This is a genomic window from Streptomyces sp. NPDC001787, from assembly GCF_040297465.1.
In the GTDB taxonomy this organism is placed as follows: domain Bacteria; phylum Actinomycetota; class Actinomycetes; order Streptomycetales; family Streptomycetaceae; genus Streptomyces.
Window position 1 is genome coordinate 47,428 of the sequence record NZ_JBEOZE010000016.1, and the last position, 12,666, is coordinate 60,093.

Here is a 12,666-nt window from a genome sequence, read left to right on the forward strand (position 1 = left end):
GCGCTGGGCAGCGGGGTCACCGCCGCCCAAACGCCGTGGCCTCGCATTCTCCTGCGATCAGCGGAAAAGCTCACACATTCCTTAACGCAATCCTTGCGCCAGCCCCTACGAGAACAACGCGCTGTAACCGTTCAGTGCCGGCTGGCCGCCCAGATGGGCGTACAGAACGGTCGACTCGCGGCCGATCTCACCGCGTGCGACGAGGTCGGCCATGCCCGCCATCGACTTCCCCTCGTAGACCGGGTCGGTGACCATGCCCTCGGTCCGGGCGGCCAGCCGCATCGCGTCGAGCGTGGTCTCGTCGGGGATGCCGTACGTACCGGCGTGGTACCGCTCGTCCAGCTCGATGTCGTCCACGGTCAGCTCCCGCCGTACACCGATGCGGGCAGCGGTGGCGCGGGCGATCCTGGCGATCTGCTCGCGGGTACGGGCCGGCTCGGCGGAGGCGTCGACGCCCAGCACACGACGGGGTCGGCCGCCCGCCTCCTGGACGGCGGCGAAGCCGGCGACCATGCCCGCCTGGGTGGAACCGGTGACCGAACAGACCACCACCGTGTCGAAGAAGACGCCCAGCGCGCGCTCCTGCTCCACGACCTCGTACGCCCAGTTGGCGAAGCCGAGTCCGCCCAGCGGGTGGTCGGAGGCGCCGGCCGGAATGGCGTACGGGCGGCCACCGCCTTCCTCGACCTCACGCAGCGCCTGCTCCCAGCTGTCCTTGACGCCTATGCCGAATCCGGCGCGGACCAGACGGATGTCCGCTCCGGCGAGCCGGCTGATCAGGATGTTGCCGACCTTGTCGTAGACCGCGTCGGGCCACTCGACCCAGCTCTCCTGGATCAGTACGCACTTCAGTCCGGCGCGGGCGGCGACCGCGGCCACCTGGCGGGTGTGGTTGGACTGGACTCCGCCGATCGAGACGAGGGTGTCGCAGCCCTGGGCCAGCGCGTCGGCCACGAGGTATTCGAGCTTGCGCGTCTTGTTGCCGCCGTAGGCGATCGGGGAGTTGCAGTCCTCTCGCTTGGCCCAGAGGTCGGCGCCGCCGAGGTGCTCGGTGAGCCGTTCCAGCCGGTGCGTCGGCGAAGGGCCGAAGAGGAGCGGGTAGCGGTGGGGAGCGGAGAGCGCCTCGGGGAGGACGGGGGCGGGCGTGGGAGTGGAGGCTGTGGTCACGGGGGCTCCTGAAGGTGAGGTCGGGTCCGGTCGTCCATGGAGTACGTGAGGTGGTTCATGGGACGCGTCGGGTGCTGGGGGCTCGTGGAGTAAGTGGGGTGCTGGGGGGACGGGGGGTGCTGGGGGTACGGGGGGTGCCGGCGGAGGCGGACCGGCTCGGTGCCGTTCCCGGAGGCCCGGCGCGCTCGGCTGTTCTGGCCGCTCACACCTCCGGGGCCGTGGCGTTCTCCTCCTCGTCCGCCAGCCCCTCCAGCGCGCTCCAGATGTCCGCGGTGATCCGCGCCGCCGCCTCCGCGTCGCCCTCCGCGCAGGCGTCGATGAGGCGGTCGTGGAGTTCCGCCGAGCCGTGCGCCGCGTCCGCCGTGCCGAACTGACGCCACTCCAGCCGGCGGATCAGCGGCGTGTAGCGCTCGATGGTGGCGGCGACCGCGCGGTTGCCGCAGGCGGTGACGAGGGTGTCGTGGAGTTCGTCGTCCGCGCGCAGCGCGGCCGCGACATCACCCACCCTCGTCGCCGCCCGGAACCGCTCGTTCGCTTCGCGCATCGCCGCGATGTCCCGCTCCGTGAGCCGCGGCACCGCCCCGCGCGCCGCCAGCTCCTGCATGGCCTGTACGACGGCGGCGGCATCCCGGACATCGCGCGGGACGAGCCTGGTCACCCTCGTATAGCTCTGCGGCTTGCTCTCGACGAGCCCCTCCCCCACCAGCCGGGACAGCGCGTCGCGGACCGGCGCTCGGGAGAGTCCGAGACGTTCGGCGAGGTCGGCGTCGCGGACGGCGGCCCCGGGTGGGATGTCCCCGCGGACGATGGCGTCGCGGATCGCTTCGTACGCGGTGTCCCGCAGCAGTGTCCGCCGGACCGGGCGAAGAGTGTCCATGAACTGACATGTTAGATGTCTGTTCATCGGTACGGAAGGGTGCGCAGGGCGACACGTTCGGGGACGGGAGCCCGGGGGGGGCGGGAGTCCGACGGGAACCCCGGGGCGGGAGTCCGACGGAAGTCCGGGGGCAGGAGTCCGGGGGCAGGAGTCCGGGGGCAGGAGTCCGGGGGCAGGAGTCCGGGGGCGGCCAAGGGCCGGGGTGGTAGCACGCCCGTCCCACCCCCTTTACTTCCCCTTTGCCGGAGCGTCCCGCCGAACGCACACTCGGATGAGGCAAAGGATTCAAGGCCGCATAAGCTCATCCCGGGGCAACGCCGAAGGTGGTTGCCCCGTTGTTTGCCCGGCAAGCTGAGAGAGAAGTGTGAGCAGGGTGTTTTCGCAGGTCAGCCGGACGACCAGGACTGCGAGGTAGGCGCAAGGTGCACATCGTCATCATGGGCTGCGGGCGAGTCGGAGCCGCGCTCGCGCAGACTCTGGAGCAGCAGGGGCACACGGTCGCGGTGGTCGACCAGGACCCCACGGCGTTCCGTCGCCTCGGGTCCGGATTCGGCGGCCGTCGGGTCACCGGGGTCGGTTTCGACCAGGACACCCTCCGCGAGGCGGGCATCGAGGAAGCCGGGGCGTTCGCGGCGGTGAGCAGCGGCGACAACTCGAACATCATCGCCGCCCGGGTGGCCCGCGAGATGTTCGGCATCGAGAACGTCGCCGCCCGGATCTACGACCCGCGACGTGCCGAGGTCTATCAGCGTCTCGGCATTCCCACCGTGGCCACGGTCCGCTGGACGGCGGACCAGATGCTGCGGCGGCTGCTGCCCTCGGGCGCCGAGCCGCTGTGGCGCGACCCGAGCGGTGGTGTGCAGCTCGCCGAGGTGCACACGACGCCGTCCTGGATCGGCCACAAGATCAGCACGCTCCAGGAGGAGACCGGCGTCCGCGTGGCTTTCCTCACCCGTTTGGGTGAGGCGATCCTGCCGACGTCGCAGACCGTGCTGCAGGAGGGCGACCTGGTCCACGTGATGATGCGTACGGACGAGATCGCCAAGGTCGAAGAGGCCTTTGCCGAGGGTCCTGAGGAAGGCGGTCACTGATGCGCGTGTCGATTGCCGGGGCCGGAGCGGTGGGCCGTTCCATCGCGGCCGAGCTGCTGGAGAACGGGCACGAGGTGCTGCTGATCGACAAGGCACCGACCGCCATCTCGGTGGAGCGGGTCCCGATGGCCGAGTGGCTTCTCGCGGACGCCTGTGAGATCACCTCGCTGGACGAGGCCGCCCTGCAGCGGTGCAACGTCGTCATCGCCGCGACCGGCGACGACAAGGTCAACCTGGTCGTCTCGCTGCTCGCGAAGACCGAGTACGGGGTGCCGCGCGTCGTCGCCCGGGTCAACAACCCCAAGAACGAGTGGCTGTTCAACGAGTCCTGGGGCGTCGATGTCGCCGTCTCCACACCACGCCTGATGTCGGCCCTGGTCGAGGAGGCGGTGAGCGTCGGTGATCTGGTCCGGCTGCTGCGCTTCAGCCATGGCGACGCCAACCTGGTCGAGCTGACGCTGCCGCCGGAGTCGGCGCTGGCCGGCACCTCGGTCGGGGACGTGGCGTGGCCGGAGGACACCTCGCTGGTCACCATCATCCGCGGTACGCGGGTGCTGACGCCCAGCACCGAGGAGACTCTGGAGGCCGGTGACGAGCTGCTGTTCGTGGCCGCCCAGGCGCGCGAGGAGCAGTTGGAGGACCTGCTGTCGGTCCGCCGGGGTCCCGAGGACGACTGAGCCGGCGCTGTCGGCGTCGTACAACCCGCAGACGCCTCGGCTCGTACCACCGCGGACAGCCGGACACCCGCAGATGCACGGGGAGGGGCCGGGAACCGTGAGTCACGGTTCCCGGCCCCTCCCCGTCGGTCTGCGGGTGTCCGGCGGTCAGGCCTCGTGGTGCCGGGCTGCCGCCGCCTGCTCCTTGCGTGCCTTCTCGGCCTGCTCCTCCGCCTCCATCTCGGCGAAGACGTCGATGGGCGGCGGTGCCTTGGCGAGGAAGACCCAGGTCAGATACACCGCGAGCAGGAACGGCGGAATCTTCAGCGCGACGAGCACCCAGCCCAGCTGGGTGGTGTCGGCCCACCAGTAGAGCGGGAAGAGGATCGCGCACTTGGCCAGGAGGATCAGCCCCCAGGCGTAGCTGGCCTTGGCGTACGCCTTCTTGCGGCCGGGGTTCCTGGCGCGCCAGGAGAGGTTCTCCTTGAAGACCGGGCCCAGGATCAGGCCGATCAGCGGCACCCCGGCGAGGGTCGTGACGAGGTAGGCCAGCGCCAGACCGAGCGTGTAGATCATGCCCGGCAGATAGAAGTCCTTGGCGTTGCCCGTCATCATCGCGAAGACCACGCCGAAGGCCACTCCGAAGACGCCGCTGAAGGCGTGCTTGACGGTGTCCTTGCGGATCAGCCGTACGGCGACCAGCGCGAGGGACACGACCAGAGCGGCGATGGCCGAGGTGTGCAGGTTCTTGTTGATGGTGAAGATCGTGACGAAGAGCAGCCCGGGAAGGACTGTCTCCACCATGCCGCGCACGCCGCCGAAGGCCTCGAAGAGTGCGGCCTCGGTGACCGCTTTCGCTTCTGCTTCCTGCTGTTCGGTGCGGTGGGTCTGGTCCGTTTCGGACGTCGGCTTGTCGAGAGACGTCACCGGCTACTCCTTGCCGAGCGGTCGGAGTTCGTATTTGGGGTTGAACAGCACCCGGCGCCCGTGGCTCATGGCGATGCGGCCCGAGGCGATGAGTCTGCGGCCGGGCTCGATGCCGACGATGGAGCGCCGGCCCAGCCAGACCACGTCCAGCGGCGCGGTCCCGTCGAAGAGCTCCGCCTCCAGTGCGGGCACTCCGGCCCGCGGACGCAGGGTGACGGTCCGCAACGTACCAGCCACCTTCACGATCTGGCGGTCCGAGCACTCGGAGATGCGCGTGCACCCCGACGCCTGCGTGTCCTCCTGCAGCTCCTCGGACTCCAGGTCCTGCTGGGAGCTGGACAGCCGGTCGAGCATGCGGCGGAAGCGGCCGGAAGGCTTCTCCGCCTTCCCGCCCTTCTCGAATCGAGGAACAGCACTCATACCCGAAGGGTACCGGTCCCCTGTGCTACGGGCGGGGGCCAGGGAGGATCACTCGAAAGGGTTACCCGGACGGACGCCGCGGGTTGCCGGGCCTGGCCGTCAGCCGCGTTCGAAGCGGTAGCCCATGCCCGGCTCGGTGACGAAGTGCCGGGGGTGCGAAGGATCGGCCTCCAGCTTCCGGCGCAGCTGGGCCATGTAGACCCGCAGGTAGTTGGTCTCGGTGCCGTACGAGGGGCCCCACACCTCCTGGAGCAGCTGCTTCTGGCTGACCAGTCGGCCGCTGTTGCGGACGAGGACCTCCAGCAGGTGCCATTCGGTCGGGGTCAGCCGTACGTCGCGGCCCTCGCGATGGACCTTCTTCGCCGCCAGGTCGACCGTGAACCCCTCGGTCTCGATGGTCACGACATCGTCGGCTCCGCCCTGGCCGACCGGTTCGGCCCGGCGTACGGAGGCCCGCAGCCGGGCCAGCAGCTCGTCCATGCCGAACGGCTTGGTGACGTAGTCGTCGGCCCCTGCGTCCAGCGCCTCGACCTTCTCGTCGGAGGTGTGACGGGCCGAGAGCACCAGGATCGGTACCCGGGTCCAGCCGCGCAGCCCCTTGATCACCTCTACGCCGTCCATGTCGGGCAGCCCGAGGTCCAGGACGACGACATCGGGGTGGCGGGCGGCGGCGAGCTGAAGGGCGGTCGCCCCGTCGGGCGCCGCGTCCACCTCGTACTTGCGCGCCTTCAGGTTGATCACGAGGGCGCGTACGATCTGCGGCTCGTCGTCGACCACAAGCACCCGGGTCATCGCGGACCTGCCTTTCTGCTGTACGGAGAGTGTGTGCTGTACGGGGGTGGGGCTGCCGTCACGCGAGGGGAACCGCGTCACGAGGTGACCCGGGCGGGCAGGTCGGGGCTGGCGGCGACGTATCCCGGTGCCGCTTTCAGGGTCAGCACCATGGTCAGTCCGCCGCCGGGGGTGTCCTCGGCGTCGAGCGTGCCGCCCATGGATTCCACGAAGCCGCGGGCGACGGCGAGTCCGAGGCCGACGCCGGCACCGCGCGGGGCGTCACCGTACCGCTGGAAGGGCTCGAAGATACGCTCCTTGCCCTCGTCGGGGACACCGCGGCCGCGGTCGACGACCCGCAGTTCGACCCGTTCGCCGAGCGCGCTGGCGGCCACGGCGACGGGCTGCCCGTCGGGGCTGTACTTGACGGCGTTCTCGACGATGTTGGCGACGGCCCGCTCCAGCAGCCCCGGGTCGACGGCGACCATCGGCAGCGTCTCGGGGATGTCCAGGTCGACGCTGCCCTCGGGGACGCCGCCCAGGGCCATCGGCACGACCTCGTCGAGATCGATCTCGCGGATCAGCGGGGTGACGGTGCCGGTCTGGAGGCGGGACATGTCCAGCAGATTGCCGACCAGGTGGTCGAGGCGGTCGGCACCGTCCTCGATGCCTTCGAGGAGCTCGGCCTCGTCCTCGTCGGACCAGGCGACGTCGTCGGACCGCAGGGAGCTGACGGCGGCCTTGATGGCGGCCAGCGGCGTACGCAGGTCATGGCTGACGGCGGCGAGCAGGGCGGTCCTGATCCGGTTCCCCTCGGCGAGCCTGCGGGCCTGCTCGGCCTCCCAGACCAGGCGCTGGCGGTCCAGGACGACGGCGGCCTGGGCGGCGAACGCGCCGAGCACCCGCCGGTCCTCGGCCGGCAGCACCCGCCCCGAGAGGGCCAGCGCCATGTGGTCACCGACGGGCATGTCCACATCGGCGTCGTCGGGGCGGACGGCCGGAGCCGGACCGACGGACCCGGCGCAGGTCCACGGGTCGACGTCGCTCTTGCGCTCCAGCAGGGCGACGGATTCCATGGCGAAGGTCTCGCGGACCCGGTCCAGGAGGGCGTCCAGGGTGGTCTCTCCGCGCAGGACGCTGCCGGCGAGGAAGGAGAGGATCTCCGATTCGGCGCGCAGCCGGGCCGCCTGGTGGGTACGGCGGGCCGCCAGATCCACCACCGAGGCCACCGCCACCGCGACCGCGAAGAAGATCACGATGGCGACGAAGTTCTCCGGGTCCTGCACCGTCAGAGTGTGCGTGGGCGGGGTGAACCAGTAGTTCAGGAGCATCGAGCCGACGGCGGCCGAGGCGAGGGCGGGCCGCAGCCCGCCGAGCAGGGCCGCGGAGACCGTCAGGAAGAGGAAGAGCAGGACATCGTTGGCGAGTCCCGGGCCGTTCTCCAGGCTGGTGAGGAGCAGGGAGAGGAGTGCGGGTCCCCCGACGCCGACGATCCATCCCCAGATGATGCGGGCGCGGCCGAGGCGGGCGCCCCGGGCGATGGGCAGGCCGCGCCCCTTGGCGACCTCCTCGTGCGTGACGATGTGGACATCGAGGTCGGGGCCGGACTCGCGCGCGACGGTGGCGCCGACGCCGGGGCCGTAGATGTACTGCCAGGTCTTGCGGCGGCTGGAGCCGAGCACGATCTGAGTGGCGTTGACCCCGCGGGCGAATTCGAGGAGGGCCGCGGGTATGTCGTCGCCGATGACATGGTGGAACGTTCCGCCGAGATCCTCGACCAGGGTGCGCTGGACGGCGAGCTCCTTGGGGGACGCCGCGGTCAGCCCGTCGCTGCGCGCGATGTACACCGCCAGGATCTCGCTCCCCGAGCCCTTCGCCGCCATCCGGGAGGCGCGCCGTATCAGCGTCCGGCCCTCGGGGCCTCCGGTGAGGCCGACGACGATGCGTTCGCGGGCCTGCCAGGTGGTGCGGATGTTGTGTTCGCCGCGGTACTGCTGGAGGTATTCGTCGACGCGGTCGGCGACCCAGAGCAGGGCCAGTTCCCGCAGGGCGGTGAGGTTGCCGGGGCGGAAGTAGTTCGACAGGGCCGCGTCGAGCTTGTCCGGCTTGTAGATGTTGCCGTGGGCCATCCGTCGCCGGAGCGCCTGCGGCGACATGTCGACAAGCTCGATCTGGTCGGCCCGCCGGACGACCTCGTCGGGCACGGTCTCCCGCTGCCGCACACCGGTGATCGACTCGACCACATCGCCCAGCGACTCCAGATGCTGGATGTTCACCGTCGATATGACGTCGATCCCCGCACGCAGCAGCTCCTCCACGTCCTGCCACCGCTTCGCGTTGCGCGAACCGGGAACATTCGTGTGGGCCAGCTCGTCCACCAGGGCGACCGTCGGGGCCCGCTCCAGCACGGCGTCGACATCCATCTCGGTGAAGACCGCCGAGCGGTACTCGATCTCGCTGCGCCGGACCTGCTCCAGACCGTGCAGCATCACCTCCGTGCGCGGCCGGTCGTGGTGCTCCACGAACGCCACGACGCAGTCGGTGCCCCGCTCCACCCGTCGATGTGCCTCGGACAGCATCGAGTACGTCTTGCCCACACCGGGTGCCGCACCCAGATATATCCGAAGCTTGCCGCGCGCCATGGCCCCATTGTCTTCTCGAATCCGGCTTCGTCTCTCCTCAGCCGGCGGCGGCCTGTGCGGCAACCGCTGTCGACGCTACTCCGAGGATTTCGGACATGTGGGACCGAGAGTGGGGGCGGAGGACGTATTGACGGAATTCTGATGCCCGGCCGGTAGCCGGCCGGGCACGGAACGGAGCCCCTGACATGGAACGGACGAACGGACCGCCGCACGGTCTCCCTGAGCGCGCCGCACGGTCTCCCTGCGCGCGCTCGGGTCTTCTACGCGGCTCGGCCTCGCTTACGCGTGCTCGACGATGTGCCCGTCGCTCAGCTCCAGCACCCGGTCGGCGAAGCCGAGCAGCTGCGGGTCGTGGGTGGCCACCAGGGCCGTGACGTTCTCGCTGCGGACGACCGCGCGCAGCAGTTCCATGACCGCGAGCCCCGTCTCCGCGTCGAGCTGCCCGGTGGGTTCGTCGGCGATCAGGAGGGCGGGGCGGTTGGCCAGCGCCCTGGCGATGGCGACGCGCTGCTGCTGGCCGCCGGAGAGCTCTCCGGGGCGCTGCTGGGTGTGGTCGCCGAGGCCGACCAGGGAGAGCAGCAGCGCTACTCGCTCCTCGCGCTCGGCGGGGTCCGCCCTGCGCAGCCGCATCGGTACACCGACGTTCTCGGCGGCGGTCAGGATGGGGATCAGGCCGAACGACTGGAAGATGAAGCCGATCCGGTCGCGTCGCAGTTCGAGCAGCCCGTCCTCCCCCAGATCGGAGAGGTCGGTGCCGTCGACGGTGATCCGTCCGCTGTCCGCCGAGTCCAGGCCGCCGACCAGGTTGAGCAGCGTCGTCTTGCCGGAGCCGGAGCGGCCCTTGAGCGCGACCAGTTCACCGCGCGGGATCTCGAACGAGACGCCGCGCAGCGCGTGTACGGCGGCGGAGCCGGTCCCGTACGAGCGGTGCAGGTCCTCGACGCGCACCATGGGCCCGCGGGCCGGATCCTCGGCGACGGCCGTGCTGCTGTGTCCGCCGGTGCTGCTTTCGGTCATGTCTCTCCCCGTGCGTACGCGTGTTCACCGCCGTCAGTATGTGCATGAGGCACACGGCCGGGCAATGGCCAGTTCTCGGGAGGCCGGACGGATCGCCCCGAGGCACACCCGTCACAGCGGCCCCAGTGGCGCCGCACCGCCATCGGACCGGGCCCGCAGCGGGATCCGGACCGGGCCCGCCCGTAGCCCCGTGCCCGCCCCACCGTGGACCCTCCCGTGGTTGCACGGGGAGTCCTTGCGGCGGGCGGGCACGGCGGCTCGCGGCAGACCTCGGGCATTCGGCCTGGTCAGGCGCCCTTCACCAGGTCACGGAGTGCGATGTTGAGTTGGAGGACGTTGACGCGGGGTTCGCCCATGAATCCGAGGACGCGGCCGGTGGTGTGTTCCTTGACGAGTTTCTGGACCTGGTTGACGTCGAGGTGGTTCTTCTCGGCGACGCGGCGGGTCTGGAGTTCGGCGTAGGCGGGTGAGATGTCGGGGTCGAGGCCGGAGCCGGAGGAGGTGACGGCGTCGGCCGGCACGTCGTCGGGGTCGATTGGGTGGCCGGGGACGGAGTTGTCCTTGATGACGGCGGCTTTGGCGGTGGTGACCCAGTCGATGAGTTCCTTGTTGTCGCCGGAGCGGTTGGTGGCGCCGGAGAGGATCAGTGCGTACTGGGTGTTGACGCTGTTGGTGCCCAGGCCGTTGGAGGGGCGGGGCTGGAACCAGGTGAGGTCGGGTGCGGGGGTCTCCTGTCCGTCCTTGAGGGGGAGGTCGTAGCGCTGGCCGATGAGGGCCGAGCCGACGACCTTGCCGTCCGCGGTGATCTCGGAGCCGTTGGCCTTGGCGGGGAAGAGGGCCTGGGCGGCGCCGGTGACGGCGAGGGGGTAGAGGACGCCGCAGACCAGGGTGAGGACGAGGAGTGCGCGCAGTCCGGCCCAGAGGTGCCGGGCGGTGTTTCCTGCGGTGCTGTTCATGGCGGTTCAGCCGATTCCGGGGATGAGGGAGAGGAGCAGGTCGATGATCTTGATGCCGATGAACGGGGCGATCAGTCCGCCGAGTCCGTAGATCCCGAGGTTGCGGCGGAGCATGCTGTCGGCGCTGGAGGGCCGGTAGCTGACGCCCTTCAGGGCGAGCGGGACCAGCGCGATGATGATCAGCGCGTTGAAGATCACGGCGGACAGGATCGCGGACCTCGGGGAGGAGAGGTCCATGATGTTGAGCTTGTCCAGGCCGGGATAGACGACGGCGAACATGGCCGGGATGATCGCGAAGTACTTCGCGACGTCGTTGGCGATGGAGAACGTGGTGAGCGCGCCGCGGGTGATCAGGAGCTGCTTCCCGATCTCGACGATCTCGATCAGTTTGGTGGGGTTGGAGTCCAGGTCCACCATGTTCCCGGCCTCCTTCGCGGCCGAGGTCCCGGTGTTCATCGCGACGCCGACGTCGGCCTGGGCGAGGGCGGGGGCGTCGTTCGTCCCGTCCCCGGTCATCGCGACGAGTTTGCCGCCGGCCTGTTCCCGTTTGATGAGGGCCATCTTGTCCTCGGGGGTGGCCTCGGCGAGGAAGTCGTCGACCCCGGCCTCCTGGGCGATGGCCTTCGCGGTCAGCGGGTTGTCGCCCGTGATCATGACCGTACGGATGCCCATCCGGCGCAGCTCGTCGAACCGCTCCCGCATGCCCTCCTTGACGACGTCCTTGAGGTGGATGACACCCAGCACCCGGGCACCGTCGGTGTCCTCCCGAGCCACCAGCAGCGGCGTGCCACCGGCCTGGGAGATCCGGTCGGTGAGTGCCTGCGTGTCCTGCGGGACACTGCCGCCGCGCTCCTTCACCCAGGCCAGGACCGAACCGGTCGCGCCCTTGCGTACCTTGCGCCCGTCGACATCGACCCCGGACATGCGGGTCTGGGCGGTGAAGGCGACCCATTGGGCGTGGGCGAGTTCGCCCTGGTGGCGTTCGCGGAGCCCGTACTTCTCCTTGGCGAGGACGACGACGGAGCGGCCCTCGGGGGTTTCGTCGGCCAGGGAGGAGAGCTGTGCGGCGTCGGCGAGTTCGGCCTCCGTGACACCCTTGACGGGGACGAACTCGGCGGCCTGCCGGTTGCCCAAGGTGATCGTGCCGGTCTTGTCCAGGAGCAGGGTCGACACATCGCCGGCCGCCTCGACCGCCCGCCCGGACATCGCGAGGACATTGCGCTGGACCAGGCGGTCCATGCCCGCGATCCCGATCGCGGAGAGCAGCGCCCCGATCGTGGTCGGGATGAGGCAGACCAGCAGCGCGGCCAGCACGATCATCGACTGCTCGCTGCCCGCGTAGATCGCGAACGGCTGGAGCGTCACCACGGCCAGCAGGAACACGATGGTCAGGGAGGCGAGGAGGATGTTGAGGGCGATCTCGTTGGGTGTCTTCTGCCGGGCCGCCCCTTCGACCAGGGCGATCATCCGGTCGATGAACGTCTCACCGGGTTTGGTGGTGATCTTCACGACGATCCGGTCGGAGAGCACCTTCGTGCCACCGGTCACCGCACTGCGGTCACCGCCGGACTCCCGGATGACCGGGGCCGACTCGCCCGTGATCGCGGACTCGTCGACCGAGGCGACACCTTCGACGACGTCGCCGTCGCCGGGGATGATGTCACCTGCCTCGCAGACCACCAGGTCACCGATACGCAGCTCGGTCCCGGGGACCCGCTCCTCGTTCGTTCCGATGACCCGCCGGGCGACCGTGTCGGTCTTCGCCCGGCGCAGCGTGTCGGCCTGCGCCTTCCCACGCCCCTCCGCGACCGCTTCGGCCAGGTTCGCGAAGACGGTCGTGAGCCACAGCCACACGGTGATGGCCCAGCCGAACCAGTCCGTCGGGTCCAGCACCGCGAGCACGGTGGTCAGCACCGAACCGATCAGCACCACGAACATCACCGGGGACTTCACCATCACCCGGGGATCCAGTTTCCGCACCGCGTCGGGGAAGGACCTGAGGAGCTGCTTGGGGTCGAACAGGCCCCCGCCGACACGCCCTTCGGGCCGGTGCCCGGTCGGCACGTCGCTGTGGGGCGCACGGTCGGGACCGGCGTTGACGGTGGACATGGAGCGGTGCTCCTCGGGCTTCTTCACATTGAT

11 protein-coding genes are annotated in these 12,666 nt (G+C 70.1%); 2 read left to right on the forward strand and 9 right to left on the reverse strand.

Going from position 1 to position 12,666, the window contains the following annotated elements; genetic code table 11:
• Positions 1-105 precede the first annotated feature (105 nt).
• Positions 106-1,167, reverse strand: a complete 1,062-nt coding sequence (locus tag ABT170_RS22175; protein ID WP_351870044.1) for a 1-aminocyclopropane-1-carboxylate deaminase — start codon at positions 1,165-1,167, stop codon at positions 106-108.
• Positions 1,168-1,369: 202 nt separating this feature from the next.
• Positions 1,370-2,044, reverse strand: a complete 675-nt coding sequence (locus ABT170_RS22180) for a GntR family transcriptional regulator (protein WP_351870046.1) — start codon at positions 2,042-2,044, stop codon at positions 1,370-1,372.
• A 422-nt stretch (positions 2,045-2,466) separates the two neighbouring features.
• Here ABT170_RS22180 and ABT170_RS22185 point away from each other — a divergent pair, with 422 nt between their 5' ends.
• Positions 2,467-3,135, forward strand: a complete 669-nt coding sequence (locus ABT170_RS22185; protein WP_329946900.1) for a potassium channel family protein — start codon at positions 2,467-2,469, stop codon at positions 3,133-3,135.
• A complete protein-coding gene (locus ABT170_RS22190; protein ID WP_266924718.1) occupies positions 3,135-3,812 on the forward strand; it encodes a potassium channel family protein in 678 nt (225 codons plus the stop codon). The genes ABT170_RS22185 and ABT170_RS22190 overlap by 1 nt, the downstream gene beginning before the upstream one ends.
• A gap of 147 nt (positions 3,813-3,959) precedes the next feature.
• Here ABT170_RS22190 and ABT170_RS22195 read toward each other — a convergent pair whose 3' ends face one another.
• The 7 genes from ABT170_RS22195 to kdpB form a co-directional block, all read right to left on the reverse strand.
• Positions 3,960-4,718 (reverse strand): DUF3159 domain-containing protein, encoded by a 759-nt coding sequence (locus tag ABT170_RS22195; RefSeq protein ID WP_351870049.1) that lies wholly within the window; start codon positions 4,716-4,718, stop codon positions 3,960-3,962.
• A 3-nt stretch (positions 4,719-4,721) separates the two neighbouring features.
• Complete coding sequence (locus tag ABT170_RS22200; RefSeq protein ID WP_443034402.1) at positions 4,722-5,072, reverse strand: OB-fold nucleic acid binding domain-containing protein; 351 nt, start codon at positions 5,070-5,072, stop codon at positions 4,722-4,724.
• 165 nt (positions 5,073-5,237) lie between these two features.
• Complete coding sequence (locus ABT170_RS22205; protein WP_266924715.1) at positions 5,238-5,930, reverse strand: response regulator; 693 nt, start codon at positions 5,928-5,930, stop codon at positions 5,238-5,240.
• A gap of 77 nt (positions 5,931-6,007) precedes the next feature.
• The gene (locus tag ABT170_RS22210; protein ID WP_329946898.1) at positions 6,008-8,551 is read right to left on the reverse strand and encodes a DUF4118 domain-containing protein; all 2,544 of its coding nucleotides are present in this window, start codon (positions 8,549-8,551) and stop codon (positions 6,008-6,010) included.
• Between the two features lie 279 nt (positions 8,552-8,830).
• A complete protein-coding gene (locus ABT170_RS22215; protein WP_329946897.1) occupies positions 8,831-9,568 on the reverse strand; it encodes an ABC transporter ATP-binding protein in 738 nt (245 codons plus the stop codon).
• A 287-nt stretch (positions 9,569-9,855) separates the two neighbouring features.
• The gene (locus tag ABT170_RS22220) at positions 9,856-10,524 is read right to left on the reverse strand and encodes a potassium-transporting ATPase subunit C (protein WP_329946896.1); all 669 of its coding nucleotides are present in this window, start codon (positions 10,522-10,524) and stop codon (positions 9,856-9,858) included.
• A gap of 6 nt (positions 10,525-10,530) precedes the next feature.
• Entirely contained in the window at positions 10,531-12,633 is a 2,103-nt protein-coding gene (gene kdpB / locus ABT170_RS22225) for a potassium-transporting ATPase subunit KdpB (RefSeq protein ID WP_351870191.1), read from the reverse strand.
• Positions 12,634-12,666 lie beyond the last annotated feature (33 nt).

What these genes read in the sequence shown, in the direction of transcription:
- ABT170_RS22180 (WP_351870046.1), bottom strand. Translation starts at nt 2,044, where the DNA reads ATGGACACTCTTCGCCCGGTCCGGCGGACACTGCTGCGGGACACCGCG.
- ABT170_RS22190 (WP_266924718.1), top strand. Translation starts at nt 3,135, where the DNA reads ATGCGCGTGTCGATTGCCGGGGCCGGAGCGGTGGGCCGTTCCATCGCG.
- ABT170_RS22200 (WP_443034402.1), bottom strand. Translation starts at nt 5,072, where the DNA reads ATGCTCGACCGGCTGTCCAGCTCCCAGCAGGACCTGGAGTCCGAGGAG.
- ABT170_RS22205 (WP_266924715.1), bottom strand. Translation starts at nt 5,930, where the DNA reads ATGACCCGGGTGCTTGTGGTCGACGACGAGCCGCAGATCGTACGCGCC.
- ABT170_RS22210 (WP_329946898.1), bottom strand. Translation starts at nt 8,551, where the DNA reads ATGGCGCGCGGCAAGCTTCGGATATATCTGGGTGCGGCACCCGGTGTG.
- ABT170_RS22215 (WP_329946897.1), bottom strand. Translation starts at nt 9,568, where the DNA reads ATGACCGAAAGCAGCACCGGCGGACACAGCAGCACGGCCGTCGCCGAG.
- ABT170_RS22220 (WP_329946896.1), bottom strand. Translation starts at nt 10,524, where the DNA reads ATGAACAGCACCGCAGGAAACACCGCCCGGCACCTCTGGGCCGGACTG.
- kdpB (WP_351870191.1), bottom strand. Translation starts at nt 12,633, where the DNA reads ATGTCCACCGTCAACGCCGGTCCCGACCGTGCGCCCCACAGCGACGTG.